Consider the following 16,887-nt stretch of genomic DNA (forward strand, 5'->3'; position numbering starts at 1 on the left):
GGTTCGACAAGCTCATCCAAAAGCAGATTGTTTCATCAATAACAACCGCTTGCGGATGGGACTTAATCCCAGAGCGCCATCCCCAACCCTTAGCGGATTGTCCAGCGCCTGTTGCAAGATGTCCCTCGTCTGAAATCCAATGAGCGTTGCCGGACGCGCCGCCTTGTCGATCTTCCCCTCTGCCAACGCAGTTAACGCCTTGCGCGCCAGTCCTTTCAGACCCTCAGGCCGCCCATCGAGCAAGGGGATACGATTGCGCGCTGCCAGTTCGGGCACGGCCACCAGCCAATTGGCAACCCCTGCCGCATATCCGCGCTTGCGCACGGCGGCCTCTTCGGTCGAGCCCAGAGCCCGCGCTGCCACCCACATCAAGGTCGCCGAGGTCTCTTCAATATAGCTGTCGAAGTGCTCTTCATCCTCGAACGGGTCGGTGTAGATGTCCCAACGCCGCATCTCGCAACATCCGTCCAGCAGGCGCGCGCCTTCGGCATCCAGCACCTCTCCGAGCGCATCGACAACCTCGTGGCGCCGACCGCGTCCTTCGGCCACCTCGGCCAAAGCGTCACGCCACCACTGCACCCGCATTTCAGCGATCATCGTCTCCTTGGTGACCCAAGGGGCACGGCTGATCTCGACATTGAACGCATAGAGCGGAAACAGCACCCGCCGCGCCGAGACAGGCGCGGCCATGATCGCCAGAAAGCGGTCAGGATCTGCGTCATGTACGATCTTGGCACAGGCGTTGATGCTCATCAGGCTTTGGCCCCATCGCGGATCAACTTCCAAACGATCGCATCCAGCAGCGCCTCGAAACTCGCATCCACGATGTTCGCGCTGACCCCAACTGTGGACCAGCGGCGTCCTTTACCATCCTCGCTGTCGATGATGACACGGGTCACGGCTTCGGTGCCCCCCTGTGTGATCCGAACCTTGAAATCGACCAGCTTCATATCTTCGATCAGGTCGCTATACCGGCCCAAATCTTTGGCCAAAGCTTTCGCCAGGGCGTTCACAGGACCGCGGTCTGTGCCGCATGCGTCCATGCTTTCGCTGACTGACAGTTTCTTTTCACCGTCCACTTTCACGACCACAACGGCCTCGGACAAGCTGACCATCTGATTGTGCTTGTTCTTGCGGCGCTCGATAGTGACGCGATAGCGCTTCACTTCAAAGAATTCGGGACACTGCCCCATGGCTCGCCGCGCGAGCAGTTCAAAGCTCGCCTGCGCGCCGTCATAGGAATAGCCCTGCGATTCCCGCGCCTTCACATCCTCTAGTATCTGTCCCAGCACGGGATCACCGGCCTCGATCTTCAGCCCCGCCTCGGTCAAGCGCTTGCGCAGGTTCGACTGGCCCGCCTGATTGGACATGGGAATAATGCGCGCATTGCCGACCTTGGACGGCTCAATATGCTCGTAGGTGGTCGGGTCCTTCAGGATCGCGCTGGCGTGCAATCCGGCCTTGTGAGCAAAGGCGCTGGCCCCCACATAGGGCGCCTGACGGAACGGCACGCGGTTCAAGATATCGTCCAGCATCCGGCTGATCGACAGCATCCCTTCAAGCGCCTCATCACTCACGCCAGTCTCGAACTGGCTGGCAAAAGGCTCTTTCAGCTTCAACGTCGGGATCAACGTGGTCAGGTTGGCGTTGCCACAGCGCTCACCAAGGCCATTCAACGTCCCCTGAATCTGACGAGCGCCTGCTAGCACAGCTGCCAAAGACCCTGCGACCGCTTGTTCGGTGTCGTTGTGGCAATGGATGCCCAAATGATCACCAGGTATGCCAGCAGCAATGACCGCTCGAACAACATCCGCAATGACAGTCGGCTGCGCGCCGCCATTGGTATCACACAGGACCACCCAGCGCGCGCCCGCCTCATAAGCCGCCTTCACGGCCTCCAACGCGTACGCAGGGTTCGCCCGATACCCGTCAAAGAAATGTTCGGCATCAAACAGCGCCTCGCGCCCCTGCGCCACGATATGCGCCACAGACTCGCGGATATTCTCGAGGTTCTCTTCCAGCGTGATGCCGAGCGCACAGGTCACGTGGAAATCATGTGTCTTGCCCACCAGACAGACCGCAGGCGTGTCCGCATTCAGAACCGCCGCCAAAACTTCGTCATTCGCGGCAGAGCGCCCTGCCCGCTTGGTCATCCCAAAGGCGGTAAACACAGCCTTGGTCTCGGGCACCTCCTCGAAAAAGGCGGAGTCCGTCGGGTTTGCGCCCGGCCACCCGCCCTCAATGTAATCCACCCCCAACCGGTCCAAAGCGTCTGCGATCTGGTGCTTCTCAGGCGTCGAAAACTGAACGCCCTGCGTCTGCTGCCCATCGCGCAGTGTGGTGTCATACAGGTACAGCTTTTCTTTCATCACACCACCTGTCCTTCATCTTGGTCCAAATACCCTCGGGGGGCGCGGGGGGCAGACAGCCCCCCGTCCGTCAGTTGCCACAGGCGCATTGCGTTACAGGCCTTCCAACTTGGCCGCATCGAACCCGTCCTTGGACGAGAGTTCAACACCAGCTTTCGACATGCGCACTTCGACACCGGCGTCCAGTAGCGCGGTCTTCAACCGATCCACTTCGCTGAAATCCTTGGTCTCCATCGCTGTTGCACGCACCGCCGCCAGCTTCTCGGCCAAAGGCGCAAGCAGGTCCGCTCCTGCTTCGGGTTCATCCGCCCAAGTGCCCATCTCGGGCGTCAGCAGCCCCAAGAACTGAGCCGACGCGAGCAAAGCGCCCGCATCACCAGCACTCGCCAGCTTGTGAAGCTCGGCCACCGCGCCCGCGCTGTTCAGGTCGCTCGCCACGGCCTCGACAACCGCAGTGGAAACGTCGCCAGCAATAACGCCATCGGTCATCTTGCGCCACTTCTTCAGCGTATCGCGTGCAGCGCTCGCTTTGGCTTCGGTCCAGTCCATCGGCTTTCGGTAATGGGTCTGCAGGAAGACCAAACGGATCACCTCGCCCGGCCAGCCCTGCTGGAACAGGTCCTGCACGGTAAAGAAGTTGCCCAAGGACTTGGACATCTTCTTGCCCTCGACCTGCAGCATTTCGTTGTGCAGCCAAACCTTGGCAAAGCCACCTTCGGGGTTCGCGCAGCAGCTTTGGGCAATCTCGTTCTCGTGGTGCGGGAACATCAGATCGTTGCCGCCCCCGTGGATGTCAAAGGATGCGCCAAGAAGCGCATCGCTCATGGCCGAGCATTCGATGTGCCAACCAGGACGACCGCGGCCCCAAGGGCTGTCCCAGCCGGGCAGATCATCGCCGGATGGCTTCCACAGCACAAAATCCATCGGGTTGCGCTTGTAGGGCGCCACTTCAACGCGGGCACCGGCGATCATGTCATCGACCGAACGGCCCGAAAGCTTGCCGTAACCCTCTTTCCAGCTGTCCACCGCAAACAGAACGTGCCCTTCGGCGGCATAGGCGTGGCCGCGGGAAATCAGCCCTTCGATCATGGCGATCATCTCGCCGATGTACTCCGTGGCGCGGGGGGCCTGCGTCGGCTCCATCGCGCCCAAGGCGCCCATGTCATCAAGGAACCACTGAATCGTCTCGTCGGTGATCTCGCGGATATCGCGACCGGTTTCAGCGGCGCGGGCGTTGATCTTGTCATCGACGTCAGTAAAGTTCCGCACATAGGTGACGTGATCGGCGCCATACACATGGCGCAGCAGGCGGAACAGCAGGTCAAAAACCACCACCGGCCGCGCGTTCCCAAGATGCGCGCGGTCGTAGACGGTCGGTCCACAGACATACATCCGCACGTTCTTGGGGTCGATTGGCTGAAAAATCTCCCGCTGCCGCGACATCGTGTTGTGGAGTGTAATCTGGGTCATGCCTGGTCCTCGCCCCAAGGTGTCTTGAATGGGTCGCGGCGGGAATAGCATTACGGGTTTTCGGAAGAAAGCGCGAAACGGCCCGCCGGACAGTGTCTCAGCAGATCGAACAAATAATAGTAATGATTGCGCTCTGTTTCATGGGGCCGAGTTACCATGCGTCACATCCCATGCCAAGCATATTGCGAGGGACGGCATTGGGTTTTACCACTGTGCGTATGACATTGATTTATCACACTCCTCTCATGCGCGAGGATTTGCGCGCGCAAAATGTGCCGGACTCTTGGCCCTTTGGCATCGCGGATCGCGTGCACTACGGCGATCTGGATACCAACAGCCACGTGAACAACGCGGTCTATCTGAAGTGGTTCGAGAATATTCGCGTCCAGTATTTTCAGGCTTGGGACATCTTGAAGTTTCAGGCTGGCGAGCCGCGCGTGGTGCTGAAATCACTGGCGGTCGAGTACCACAAAGAAATGTTCATGAACGAAGACTATGTGGTGGCCGCACGAACCGCGTCGTTCCGAAATACGAGTTTCAGGCAGGAATATGCGGTGTATTCGGGCGATCTGCGGGTGACAGGGCAAGCAGTCATCGTCATGCTCCAGCCCGATGCGCCAGAGAAAATGGCCTTGCCCGACGCATTGAAGCAACGGTTCATCGAGGTTGACGGCGCGACTGCGGGCTGAGGCGGAATGGGGGCTGTCTGCCCCCGCTTGGCGCGGGGCGCCAATTCACCCCCGAGGGTAATTTCGCCAAGATGAAAGCAAAAAGGCACGCCGGTCGAGGGCGTGCCTTTGATGATTTTATGGGTTCGGCTTAGGCGTTCTGGACGTAGTTCACGAGGCCGAGGGTCGAGCCGTCTTTGCCTGCGCCGTCCTGATCGCCCGAGAGAATGGGTTCGAGCGCGAGCGCCAGCTCTTTGCCCAGTTCCACGCCCCACTGGTCGTAGGAGTTGATGCCGAGGATCGTGCCTTCGACAAAGACGCGGTGCTCGTAGAGCGCGATGATCTGGCCGAGGACGTAAGGCGTCATTTTAGGGTAGATCAGCGTGGTCGACGGGCGGTTGCCCGAGAAAACGCGGTGACGCGCTTGGCGTTCCAGCTCTTCGCCGGTCAGACCCTTGGCGGCCATCCGTTCGCGGCATTCATCCAGCGAGCGGCCGCGCAGCAGCGCTTCGGATTGAGCGAAGCAGTTGGCGACCAGCAGTTTGTGGTGGTGCGCCAGATCCTCTTCGTGGCCTTTGGCGGCGACCATGAATTCCACGGGGACCACTTGGGTGCCCTGATGGATCAGCTGGTAGAAAGCGTGCTGGCCGTTGGTGCCGGGTTCGCCCCAAACAATGGGACCGGCTTGGTTGGTCAGGTCAGAGCCGTCCATGGACACCGATTTGCCGTTCGACTCCATTTCCAGCTGTTGGAAATACGCGGGCAGTCGACCCAGACGGTTGTCATAGGGCAGAACCGCGCGGGTGCCGTGACCGTTTAATTGGTGGTGCCAGATGCCGACCAGAGCCAGCAGGACGGGCAGATTTTCCGAGAAATCGGCGGTCAGGAAATGCGTATCCATCGCGTCGCCGCCCTGAAGGAAGGCGCGGAAATCGTCTGCTCCGATTGCGATCATGACCGACAGTCCGATAGGGCCCCACATGGAGTAGCGGCCACCAACCCAGTCTTCGAAGCCGAAAACGCGCTCTGCGGCGATGCCCCACTCGGCGGCCTTGTCATCAGCCGAACTGAGGGCCGCGAATTGTGCGCCGGTGTCCGAGACCTGCTCTGCCATCCACTTGCGGGCGGTTTCAGCGTTGGTCATCGTCTCGATGGTGGTGAAAGTTTTGGACGCCACGATCACCAGCGTGGTGGTCGGATCGCACTTCTTCAGAACCTCGTGGATGTCCGCGCCGTCCACGTTCGACACGTAGTGGCAGGCAGGACCATCGGCGTAGGGCGATAGCGCGCGGTAGGCCATCGCAGGCCCAAGGTCCGAGCCGCCGATGCCGATGTTGATCACGTCGGTGATCTTGCCGCCCTGTGCAGAGTAGCTGCCGTCGCGGACTGCGGTGGCGAAGGCTTCCATGCGGCTCAGAGTGTCCAGAACCTCTGGCATGACGTCCTGACCGTCGACCTCGACCTTGCGACCGTTCAGGTTGCGCAGAGCGGTGTGCAGAACAGAGCGGCCCTCGGTTTCGTTGATCTTTTCGCCTGCGAACATGGCGTCACGGCGGGTCGCAACGCCTGCGGTTTCCGCCAGCGCGATCAGGGATGCGCGGGTTTCCGCGTCAATGTTGGTCTTCGAGTAGTCAAACAGCATGTCCCCGAGCGCCGCCGAGAAATCGCCGAAACGATCGCCCTCGGCAAACAGGTCCAAGATGTTGCGGCCCTCGGTGCGGGCGTAATGCGCCTTGAGGTCAGTCCACATATAAAATTACTCCGTCCAATGAATTTGGGCCCGATCAAGGACAGATGCGACGGGCGCTTCCATCGGCTCGAGCGAACGGGCTTTTTCTAGTGCCTCGCGCTTTTCCGCGCCAGTGATCACGATGTGAAGGTTTGTTGAATCCTGCAGCACGCGGGCCGACAGTGTGATGCGCGGCTCTGGCGCGCCGGGCGCACGCATGGGCAGCAGGATCGGGGCGTCGGGCGACAGCGCCTCTTCCAAACGATCCGCGCCGGGGAACAGCGACGCCGTGTGCATGTCTGAGCCCATGCCAAGCAAACACACCGACAGGGGCAGCGACGGTTCGATCCCAGCGGCCAGCGCTTCCATCGACTCCTCGGGCGTTTCGGTCGGCGCATAAAGGGGGACGTATTTCGCCGCCGCAGCCTTGTTGATCAGCAAGCGCTGGCGCAACAGGCGGGTGTTCGAGCGGTCGTGATCTTCGGGCACCCAACGTTCGTCGTTCAGCAGAACGTCGACACGGTCCCAGTCCAGTGCGACTTCGTTCAGGGCGTCAAAGATCGGGCCGGGCGTGGTGCCACCGGGCACACAAAGCGAGGCACGATCACCGGTGCGCAGGGACTCGCCCAGTTCACCGGCGATGATGTTCGCGAGATCGATCATCATCATCTCGCGGTCGGGATATTCGTTAAAGTTCATTCCTTGATCTCTCTCCAGCGGCGGCCGTCGCGGTGCATCAGCATCAACGCATCATCCGGTCCGGCGCTGCCAGTATCGTAGGGTTTGGGAACGTCATTGCGGTTGGTCCACCCGTTGATGATCGGGTCGGTCCAAGCCCACGCGGCCTCGACTTCGTCGCCGCGCATAAACAGGGTCTGGTTGCCGCGGATCACGTCCATGATCAGGCGTTCATATGCGTCGGGCACCTCCTCTGCGTCCGGCCCCAGAGCCTCGGCAAAGGTCATGTCCAGAGGCACGTCCACCAAACGCATACCGCCCGGCCCCGGTTCCTTGATCGTCACGCCAAGGGTCATGCCCTCGTTCGGTTGCAGGCGAATGGTCAGCACATTGCGGTGCACGCCTGCTTCGGCGCCAAAGATCGAGTGCGGCGCATCCTTGAAGACCACAGCGATTTCACTGGTGCGGGCTTTAAGGCGTTTGCCGGTGCGCATGTAGAACGGGGTCCCGGCCCAACGCCAGTTCGAGATTTCGCAGCGCATGGCGACAAAGCTCTCGGTGAAAGAGCGAGGATTTTCGACGTCTTCGCGATAACTCGCGGATTTTTCCGAGGCACTGTACTGGCCGCGCACAATATGGTGCGGTTCGACCGGATCCAGCGCGCGGATGACTTTGAGCTTCTCGTCGCGAACGGCGTCAGGATCAAACTTGGCGGGCGGTTCCATCGCGATCAGGCACAAGAGCTGCATCAGATGGTTCTGCACCATGTCCCGCATCGCACCCGAGGTGTCGTAATAGCTGCCACGCCCACCAACGCCCACCGTCTCGGCCACGGTGATCTGGATGTGGTCGACATACTGGCTGTTCCAGAGGGGTTCGAACAGCATGTTGCCAAAGCGCACAGCCATCAGGTTCTGGACGGTTTCCTTACCCAAGTAGTGGTCGATACGGTAGATCTGACCTTCGTGGAAGTGCTCTGCCAGCGATTTATTCAGCGCGCGAGCAGTTTCCAAATCCTTGCCGAACGGTTTTTCCACAACGATGCGCGCATCGTCATCGGCAAGGCCAAATGTCTTCAGACGCTCTGCGATGGTGCCGAACAGGCTGGGTGCAACCGAGAAATAGAAGGCGCGGATCATGTCGGGGCGCAGCAAATCCCCCAACTCTTTCCACCCGCCGTCGCCCATGGCATCGACAGCCACGTAGAAAACGCGTTCCAAGAACTTCTCAAGGTTTTCGGTATCTTTGGCCGACTTGGGATCAAATTCTTCTACGGCCTCTTTGACCATGGTGCGGAACTCGTCGCAGGTCATGTCAGAACGGGCCGCGCCGATGATCCGGCCTTCGTCGGGCATCTGGCCGCTGGCATAGCGGCGGAAGAGGCCGGGCAGGATTTTGCGGCGGGCCAGATCGCCGGTGCCGCCAAAAATGACGAGATCGAAAGAATCGACCGGAATAACGCGTGAAACCATGTTTCCCTCCTCGGGTCTGACGAGCCTTGGGCTTGTTAGCGCTAACTTTGCCGCCCGTTTAAACGACATGGGGGCGGAAGTCTACCGCTACGTAGATCATCGCCCCCATAAGGTAACACTAAAATGTTGTTTTCTTTCAACCCAGCTTGCGCAAACGGGCCATCAAAGACGACGTATCCCAACGCCCGCCGCCCATGGCTTGGACATCTTTGTAATACTGGTCGATCAAGGCTGTGCCCGGCAGGCTGGCACCCAGCTCTTCGCCGGTGCGCAGGCAGATATCGAGGTCCTTGCGCATCCAGTCCACTGCAAAGCCAAAGTCATATTCGTCCTTAGCCATTGTCTGGTGGCGGTTGGCCATCTGCCAGCTGCCTGCCGCGCCTTGGCTGATCACTTCGACGACAGCTTCGATATCAAGGCCTGCTTTGCCCGCAAAATTCAGCCCTTCGGCCAGACCTTGGACAAGGCCCGCGATACAGATTTGGTTAACCATCTTGGTCATCTGGCCTGCACCGCTGTCGCCCAAGCGGCGGCAGATTTTGGAATAGGCGTCGATCACAGGCTCGGCCTTGGCATAGGCGTCTTCGTCGCCACCACACATCACGGACAAAACGCCATTTTCAGCGCCCGCCTGTCCGCCACTAATCGGGGCGTCGATAAAGCTCAGGCCCTTTTCTTTGGCGATTGCATAGAGTTCAGATGTGACGGCAGCGGAAACGGTGGTGTGGTCCACGAGGATCGCGCCCGCGTCCATGCCCGCGAACGCGCCGTTTTCGCCTGCGCAAACCTGACGCAAATCGTCGTCGTTGCCCACGCAGGTCATCACAAATTCGGCACCCTTGGCCGCTTCGGCGGGAGTGGCCGCGAACGCGCCGCCAAATTCCTCGGCCCATTTTTCCGCTTTGGCGGTGGTGCGGTTATAGACAGTTACGCTATGACCAGCCTTGGCAAGGTGGCCAGCCATTGGATACCCCATGACCCCGAGACCCAGAAACGCGACTTTTGCCATGATGAATACCCCCTTGCGTCTTTTCCATTGGCGTCACACACCTTCCTAAGCCGGATAGCGCGCCGGTCAACCAAAGAGGTATCGATGAAGAGAGTATTTAAGTGGCTTTTGCGCTTGACCGTCGCGTCCGTTGTGGCCGCGACATTGGCTGTTCTCGCGATCTACTATCTGGCCGCACGGTCCCTGCCCGACTATAGCCGCGACATACAACTCTCTGGTGCCAAAGGGGAAATTGAAATCGTTCGCGATACGGCGGCCGTCCCGCACATTTTTGCAGACGACGATTTCGACGTGTTTTTCGGCCTTGGTTATGCACAAGCGCAAGACCGCCTCTGGCAGATTGTCATGATGCGCCGCACGGCCCAAGGGCGCCTGTCCGAACTCTTTGGTGAACGCACGCTACCCATCGACAGACTGATGCGGCAACTCGATCTCTATAACCTTGCCGCCCGTTCGGTCGAAGTGCAGACCGCCGAAGCACGGATTGCACTGGACGGTTATGCGGCAGGCGTGAATGCCCGCCTGCGCGAAATCAACGAAAAGGCTTTGGGCCGCGGCGCGCCCGAGATGTTCCTGTTCCCCGCGCAAATCGCCCCTTGGACCCCTGCGGACTCCTTGGCGATCCTGAAACTGATGTCCGTCCAGCTTTCGGGTCATCTAGAGGCGGAAGTCTTGCGCGCCCAAGCCTCGATGATGCTGACGCCAGAGCGGGTCAAAGACATCCTTCCCGATGTCCCTGGCGAAGGGATTGCCGCGCTGCCCGAGTATGCTTCTCTCTTTGATGCGCCCCTGCCCGCACTGGCCCGCGCCGATCAGGTCAAGGACCCGCTTTCGCCCTTTCCCGAGATGGACTTTGCTGGGGCGTCGAACGCGTTTGTCGCCAGTGATGCGCGGTCCGCAGCCGGTGGCGCGCTCTTGGCGAACGATCCGCATTTGGGATTCAGTGCCCCAACCATCTGGTATCTCGCACGGCTGGAACTGCAATCGGGAGGCGTCATCGGCGGCACCATTCCCGGTATTCCGTTGGTCCTGTCAGGCCGGAGCGAGAAGCTGGGCTGGGGGCTGACCTCCTCTTACCTCGACGATCAGGACCTGTTTATCGAGGAAGTAAACCCCGACAATCCGGACGAATACCGTGTGACAGACGGTTACGCGCCGTTCACCAAACGCCCGTCGATCATCAATATCAAAGGTCAAAGCCCCCAGACGTTCATGCTGCGTTGGACACGGAATGGCCCCGTGATGCCGCCAGAGCATTACAATCTGGGCTCGATCACGCCGCGCGGTCATGTGGCTGCACTGTCATGGACCATGCTGACTCCGAACGACACCTCGTTCAGCGCAGCCTTTGACATCATGCAAGCACAGTCCGTGCCCGCCGCGATCAACGCAGCCGAGGACTTTATCGCCCCCTCTCAGAACCTTTCGCTGGCCGATGCCCAAGGGAACATCGGCCTCAAGCTGATTGGTGCGATGCCCCGACGCCTGTCCAACCATCAGAGCAAAGGCCGCATGCCAAGCCCCGGCTGGCTGAACCGCAACCGTTGGCGCGGGCGTTTGGACTACCACACGTCGAACCCCGAATTTCTGAACCCCGAAGGCGGTATTCTGGGCAATACCAATAACAAGATCGTGGATCGCCCCTTTCCCGAACATGTGTCGTTTGAATGGGGCGACACAGAGCGCGTGCAACGCTTCCGCCGTCTGATGCAGGCGCGCAAGGTCCACACACGAGAAAGCTTTATCGAGGCGCAGCTCGACACGGTGTCAATCACCGCGCGGACCCTTTTGCCGCTGATCGGGGCTGATCTGTGGTTTACAGGCGAGGCCGCCGCAGAAGGCACGCCGGAACGCACACGACAACTGGCGTTGGAGATGCTGGCCGGCTGGAACGGCGAAATGAACGAACACATGCCGGAACCGCTGATCTACGCCGCGTGGCTGCGCGAGCTCCAAGACCGCTTGATCCGGGATGAGTTGGGCCCACTGGCGGGCAAGTTCACTCATGTGGAGCCCTTGTTCATCGAGCGCGTGTACCGCGACATCGATGGAGCCGCCGAGTGGTGCAACGTCCGCCAATCCGCCAAAGAGGAAACCTGCGCCGAGATGGCGCGTCTGGCGCTGGACGACGCGCTGATCTGGATTTCTGAAACTTACGGCACCAAGCTGCAAAGCTTGCGTTGGGGTGACGCCCACCAAGCGACCCACGATCATCAGGTCCTTGGCGAGTTGCCGGTGCTGCGGTACTTTGTCAACATCCGGCAGTCCACCAGCGGCGGAGATGATACGCTCTTGCGGGGCTTGACCAAAGGGTCGGGTCCGGACCCCTTCCTGAACGTGCACGGCGCGGGATATCGTGGGGTCTATGACTTCGCGGATCCAGAAAGCTCTGTCTTTGTGACGTCGACTGGCCAGTCTGGCCACTTCTTGTCGCGGCATTACGACGATCTTGGGGTGCGCTGGCGTTTGGGGGAATACGTGCCGATGGCGCTGGACCCAGAGCTGGCCCGCGCCGCCAATCTGGGGATCACGACGATCACACCGCAATGACGCGATCAGGCCCGCCACGCGCGGGCCTTTTGCTGTCAGATCGTGTCGAAATCCAGAGTGATCACTGAGCGATAGGTGTCGCTGGGTCGCAAAATAACATCGCAAGGACATTGATCCCCAGCCATGTTCACCGCATTCGGCCAGGCCTGCGGCTCTAGACAGATCGCGTCATAGGGCTGATAGAACACCCCCGATTTCCCTGCGATACTGCCGTCCAACGCATTGCTGGTGTAGACCTGCAAGCCCTGCTGATTGGTGGTCAAGCGCATGCGCCGCCCCGATACGGGGTCCGCCAAAGTGGCGCGGCCTACGTCAAGGCACAGGCAATGATCATATCCCTCCAACGCACCCGCACGGATCGCAGAGGCGCACCGCCGCCCCTCGCGGAAATCAAAGGGCGTCGCCCCAACCGGCGCAGGCCCCAGAGGGATTTGGTGCTCATCGGTCGGCAAATAGCGGCTTGCTGGCACTTCAAGATCGTATTCAAGCGCCGACGACGGACGGTCCCTCAGCCTCCCGTGTCCCGCGAGCGCGAAATAGCTGTGATGGGTCATCGCCAAGGGCGTCGGTGCGGTGGTTTCGCCCTTATAGGTGATCCCAAGGCGCACGCCGCCTTCTCGTTCCTGCAGCTCGTAGCGGGTTCGGACCGTCAGAGCACCCGGAAACCCTTGATCCCCGTCGGGGCTGGTCAGTTCCAGCGTGACACTGGCCGACGTCAGATCGACGATCCGCCAGTTGCGCCTGTCAAACCCCTCTGGCCCGCCGTGCAGGGTGTTTTGACCGTTGTTCTGCGGCAGCTGGTAGGTCTGCCCGTCGAGCGTGAACTGACCCTTTGCGATCCGGTTCGCCACGCGCCCCACGGTCGCGCCAAAATTCTTGCGATGCGCGACATAACCCGACAAGTCGTCATGCCCCAGAACGACATCATCCAGATGCCCTGCCCGATCCGGCAACACCAAACTTTGGAGCGCCGCGCCAAAGGTGATCACCCGCGCCTCGGCCACGCCGGCGCGCAAGGTGACAACCTCGACCGGCGTTCCGTCCGGCAACTGGCCAAAGGGCGTAGGCTCAGTCATGGAACGGATCGGTGTCGCGCTTGTCCGCCAACAAGAACGCATCCGCCACCAGTTGCATGGGCGCCAGATCGACCTCGCTTTGGCCCGCAGCGATCAATTCGCCGAACCGTTTGTAGAGTCGCCGATATTCTTCGTCTTGGGCCGCAATCAGGCAGGTGTCCCCTTGGTGCAGAGTCGCGCCGCCATCCCGCAAGGTAATCGTGCAAGTTTCGGTCTCAACCTCGATATCCCACGTTTGCGGGCCGGTCTGACGCCAATCGAACACGGCGTGGACAGGCGCGCCCTTGGCCGAGCGCATCTCTAGTTCCGCCCCGATCGGCGCTTGTTTGTTTGAGGGCACCTCAAGCATCGCCGCGTGCACATGCACCGGATCAGGCATGATCCGCGTCAGGATCGACAGCGCGTTGATGCCGGGGTCAAACACCCCAAGGCCACCCGATTGCCAAATCCATTCTTGGCCCGGATGCCAATGGCGGACGTCTTCGCGCCATGAAATCTTGACCGACGTGATTACAGTGTCCGACAGCATCTCGCGGGCTTTTTCGACGGCCGCAGCCTCGCGCGAGTGCCATGTGGCGAACAGGGTCACGCCCTTTGCCTCAGCCAAGCGCGCCAGCGCCTGCACCTCTGACACGGTCGCACCCGGCGGTTTTTCCAGCATCAGGTGGCGGCCCGCTTCTATCGTCGCGACCGCTTGTTCAAACCGGCCTTGGGGTGGCGTGCACAGGGAAACCGCCGCAATATCAGACCCTTCGAGCATCGCGTGAATGTCCTGAAAACACAGAACTCCGTCCAGAGATGCGTTCCGGCTGGCGATGGCGGTCAATTCCAGCGCAGGCGTGTCTGCCAGCGACGGCAAGTGTTGGTTGCGGGCGATGGTCCCAAGGCCCACGAGCCCCAGAGAAATCGGTTTGGTCATAGCTGGCTCCGCATGAGGGTCGTTAGGACAAAGGAAAGGCAGGCTCGGGCCGCCCCGCAGGCGCGCCCTCAATCACGAAGGTGGCGCCGGACAAGGGGGCATCCGTCAGGTCGTCCGCGCTAAGCCCTTCGGTCGCAGACGTGCAGAACATCCGCGTAAAATCCGCGCCGCCCATGGCAGGGCATGTCACATGGGGCGCAGGCATCGGAAACCGCCCTTGGAATTCGCCTTCAGGGGTCAACACATGCACGGCACTGTCGCCCCAGCAAGCCACCGCGATCCGGCCATCCGCCAGAACCACCGCCCCGTCGAGATTCAAGCCAAGGTCACGCACATCGGCCAAGACATCGGGCGCGCCAGTCGGCCAGCCCGCGCTATCCACCGCAACGCGCCAAAGCAGTCCGGTTGGTGTGTCCGTAAAGTAGGCGCATCCGCGCTCTGCATCAAAACAGATAGCATTCGGGATCGAGATATCAGGAAACAACTGGCGCAGTTCTCCTTGGGCAAAGCGGTAGATCGCGCCTGCACCCGTTTCGGCGGATTTCCCCATGGTCCCAATCCAGAACCCGCCCCAAGGGTCGCAGCGCCCATCATTGGACCGCGTCACCGCATTCTCAGCCTCAAGCGGCGCGAGCAATGCTCGGCTGCCTGTCTCAAGCTCAAAGGTCCAGAGGCCCGTTTCAGACGCAACAAGCAGCCGTTCCTGATCAATCCAAGCCGCAGCAGAGTGCATTTCTGGCAGTTCCCACTGACGCAGATCGTCCGCGCCACGCGCATAAAGACGGCGGCCGGTAATATCGAACCAGAACAGCTCTTGGCGCTCGGGGTGCCAAAGTGGCCCTTCGCCAAGCTCGCATAAGGTTGTGTCGAAAGTGGTCATGTTAGTCCTCCGCCCCGCGAGCGGCATCGTAGGCAGCCACGATCTGCGCGGCACGCGCAGCGATCTCTGGGACCGCCAAGCCTGGCGTATAAAGGGCTGTGCCGATCCCAAATCCGTCCGCACCCGCTGTCAGCCAAGCGCCAAAATTATCGGGTCCAGCGCCGCCTACGGCATAGACCAACGTCCCCTTTGGCAGCACCGCGCGCATCGCCTTTAGCCCGCTGGGGCCAGCCAACGCACCGGGGAATAATTTCAAGCCCGTCGCGCCGCTGCGCAGCGCCGTAAAGGCTTCGGTCGGTGTATAAAAGCCCGGCCAGCTTTGCATATCCATCGCGCGCGTGGCGCGGATGACCTCGGCGTTGCAGTCCGGTGATACGACCAGAGTGCCCCCGGCTTCGGACACACGGGCCACGTCGGCGGTGGTCAAGACCGTGCCCGCGCCGACGGTCGCGCGGTCTCCGACCGCTTCGTTCATCGCGGCAATAGAGTCGAACGGATCCGGCGAGTTCAGTGGCACCTCCAGCGTTGTAATGCCTGCTGTCACCAAAGCTTCTGCCGCTGAGGCAGCGTCCGAAGGCGTGATGCCCCGCAAAATCGCGATAATGTTCCGAGCGCTCATGCTTGCTCCGTCAAATAGAGTTTTGTTAGTCCGGCCCGCACCAAGTCACCCCCGTCGCGGGCCGCAGCATCCACCCCGATCTGAACGAGCGCCGCAAGATAAAGGTCGCACAAGGCCCCGCTTCCGATCACCATAGTAGGGCGCTTGGGATCCAGATCCGACAGCTCCGCACCGATCAACATGCCAGACAGCTTGCTGCGCGCGGCGACCGGATCGCTTTGCCCCACAAGCTCTTCGGCGCGGATCGAAAACAACCGTTTCAGCGCGTTCCCCGCGTGGCCAATCTGCACACCATCGGCAAAGGCCATGGGATCATGGGCCCCTTTGGCAATAGAATGCTTTAGGATCGAATGAGCGCAAATCAGATTGAAATGCTCGCCCGTCATGTGGGTCGCAAAGCGCTGCACTTGCCCGTCTACCAATTCCACATGCTTGGAATGCGTGCCGGGCAGCAAAAGGACACCTTCGAAATCGGGCTGCTGGCTCAGAAACCCCGCAATTTGAACCTCTTCGCCGCGCATCACGTCTGCTGGCACTGCCTGCGACAACCCCGCGATGATCCTGACATCCAGCCTTGGGTCCTGCGTTTCCACCTTTGTGGTGTCCCCGGCGGCCACGGGCGCACAGGGGACAGCGCGGTACGGCGCTTCTTGCCAGCCTTGGCGCGCGCCCACCATGCCGCACGCAAGAACGGTGGTCAGCCCATCGCCAAGCCAGCCCGAGACGAGGCTGATCAAAGCAGGCTCGAAACTGTCTTGGGTCAATCTCCCCATCCCGTCGTCCGAGGATGCCTCGGCAAGGACCTGATCCCCATCCATTGCCCAAGCCCGCAGCCGACTGGTTCCCCAGTCGACCGCAATCCATTCAGCAATGACTGCGTCCGCCATCGTGGTTACCCCAAATCGTCCGGCAGGATCGACGCGGGGATATTCTGGTAGCACACGGGGCGCAAGAAGCGGCGGATGGACAGGGTACCGACGGATGTCGCGCCAAAGTTCGTCGACGCCGGATAGGGTCCGCCGTGAACCATGCTGTCGCAAACCTCGACCCCCGTGGGGAAGCCGTTGGCCAGAACCCGGCCTGCCTTGCGCTCCAGCACCGGCAGCAGACGGCGCGCTAGGCCAGCATCACCGTCGTCCATGTGCAGGGTCGCGGTCAGCTGGCCGACAAAGGACTTGGCGACCTCAATCATCTGGGCCTCGTCCTTGGCCACGACCACCAGACCGAGCGGGCCAAAGACCTCTTCGCTCAGGGCGTGGTTGCCGATCCAGTCATCGGCAGAAACGCGGAACAGGAACGGCTTGGCCTCGCGGGTGTCGCACATTGACGTCAGCATGTCCTGAACCCCAGCCGCGCCCTGCATCTTGGCCGCACCATCGCGATAGGCCGCCGCAATTCCGTCGGTCAGCATGACCTGCGCACCGCTCTCGGACAGGGCTGCACGGGCC

General features: G+C 60.9%; 14 protein-coding genes and 1 pseudogene. 2 read left to right on the forward strand and 13 right to left on the reverse strand.

Annotation, left to right across the window (positions count from 1 at the left end; genetic code table 11):
* Window positions 1-12: 12 nt before the first annotated feature.
* The 3 genes from N4A58_RS03510 to cysS all read right to left on the reverse strand — a co-directional run bounded on the left by N4A58_RS03510 (window position 13) and on the right by cysS (window position 3,839).
* Complete coding sequence (locus N4A58_RS03510) at window positions 13-753, reverse strand: squalene/phytoene synthase family protein (RefSeq protein WP_293707878.1); 741 nt, start codon at window positions 751-753, stop codon at window positions 13-15.
* Window positions 753-2,372 (reverse strand): citramalate synthase, encoded by a 1,620-nt coding sequence (gene cimA / locus N4A58_RS03515; RefSeq protein WP_293707880.1) that lies wholly within the window; start codon window positions 2,370-2,372, stop codon window positions 753-755. Before cimA ends, N4A58_RS03510 begins: the two co-directional genes overlap by 1 nt.
* A gap of 90 nt (window positions 2,373-2,462) precedes the next feature.
* Window positions 2,463-3,839, reverse strand: a complete 1,377-nt coding sequence (cysS, locus tag N4A58_RS03520; RefSeq protein ID WP_293707882.1) for a cysteine--tRNA ligase — start codon at window positions 3,837-3,839, stop codon at window positions 2,463-2,465.
* Between the two features lie 218 nt (window positions 3,840-4,057).
* Here cysS and N4A58_RS03525 point away from each other — a divergent pair, with 218 nt between their 5' ends.
* Complete coding sequence (locus N4A58_RS03525; protein ID WP_293707884.1) at window positions 4,058-4,528, forward strand: thioesterase family protein; 471 nt, start codon at window positions 4,058-4,060, stop codon at window positions 4,526-4,528.
* A gap of 130 nt (window positions 4,529-4,658) precedes the next feature.
* Here N4A58_RS03525 and pgi read toward each other — a convergent pair whose 3' ends face one another.
* The 4 genes from pgi to N4A58_RS03545 form a co-directional block, all read right to left on the reverse strand.
* A complete protein-coding gene (gene pgi, locus N4A58_RS03530; RefSeq protein WP_293707886.1) occupies window positions 4,659-6,257 on the reverse strand; it encodes a glucose-6-phosphate isomerase in 1,599 nt (532 codons plus the stop codon).
* A 6-nt stretch (window positions 6,258-6,263) separates the two neighbouring features.
* Window positions 6,264-6,935, reverse strand: a complete 672-nt coding sequence (pgl, locus tag N4A58_RS03535; protein ID WP_293707888.1) for a 6-phosphogluconolactonase — start codon at window positions 6,933-6,935, stop codon at window positions 6,264-6,266.
* Window positions 6,932-8,386, reverse strand: coding sequence for a glucose-6-phosphate dehydrogenase (zwf, locus tag N4A58_RS03540; protein ID WP_293707890.1), 1,455 nt, complete (start codon window positions 8,384-8,386; stop codon window positions 6,932-6,934). Before zwf ends, pgl begins: the two co-directional genes overlap by 4 nt.
* A gap of 136 nt (window positions 8,387-8,522) precedes the next feature.
* Complete coding sequence (locus N4A58_RS03545) at window positions 8,523-9,395, reverse strand: NAD(P)-dependent oxidoreductase (RefSeq protein WP_293707892.1); 873 nt, start codon at window positions 9,393-9,395, stop codon at window positions 8,523-8,525.
* An 84-nt stretch (window positions 9,396-9,479) separates the two neighbouring features.
* Between N4A58_RS03545 and N4A58_RS03550 the strand changes: the two genes are divergently transcribed.
* Entirely contained in the window at window positions 9,480-11,945 is a 2,466-nt protein-coding gene (locus N4A58_RS03550; RefSeq protein WP_293707894.1) for a penicillin acylase family protein, read from the forward strand.
* Between the two features lie 35 nt (window positions 11,946-11,980).
* Here the strand turns inward: N4A58_RS03550 and N4A58_RS03555 are convergent, their stop codons facing one another.
* The 6 genes and pseudogenes from N4A58_RS03555 to N4A58_RS03580 all read right to left on the reverse strand — a co-directional run.
* On the reverse strand, window positions 11,981-13,021 hold the full coding sequence (locus N4A58_RS03555) for an aldose epimerase family protein (RefSeq protein ID WP_293707896.1): 1,041 nt from the start codon (window positions 13,019-13,021) through the stop codon (window positions 11,981-11,983).
* Entirely contained in the window at window positions 13,014-13,940 is a 927-nt protein-coding gene (locus N4A58_RS03560) for a Gfo/Idh/MocA family oxidoreductase (RefSeq protein ID WP_293707898.1), read from the reverse strand. Before N4A58_RS03560 ends, N4A58_RS03555 begins: the two co-directional genes overlap by 8 nt.
* 22 nt (window positions 13,941-13,962) lie before the next feature.
* Complete coding sequence (locus tag N4A58_RS03565; protein WP_293707900.1) at window positions 13,963-14,820, reverse strand: SMP-30/gluconolactonase/LRE family protein; 858 nt, start codon at window positions 14,818-14,820, stop codon at window positions 13,963-13,965.
* Between the two features lies 1 nt (window position 14,821).
* Window positions 14,822-15,439, reverse strand: a complete 618-nt coding sequence (locus N4A58_RS03570; protein ID WP_293707902.1) for a 2-dehydro-3-deoxy-6-phosphogalactonate aldolase — start codon at window positions 15,437-15,439, stop codon at window positions 14,822-14,824.
* Window positions 15,436-16,326: a 2-dehydro-3-deoxygalactonokinase gene (locus N4A58_RS03575; protein ID WP_293707904.1), complete on the reverse strand. Its 891-nt coding sequence runs from the start codon at window positions 16,324-16,326 to the stop codon at window positions 15,436-15,438. Before N4A58_RS03575 ends, N4A58_RS03570 begins: the two co-directional genes overlap by 4 nt.
* Before the next feature lie 5 nt (window positions 16,327-16,331).
* Window positions 16,332-16,887, reverse strand: a pseudogene (locus N4A58_RS03580) (aldehyde dehydrogenase (NADP(+))); the annotation flags it as partial.

This window comes from Donghicola sp. (genome assembly GCF_025210255.1).
Taxonomy (GTDB): domain Bacteria; phylum Pseudomonadota; class Alphaproteobacteria; order Rhodobacterales; family Rhodobacteraceae; genus Donghicola; species Donghicola eburneus.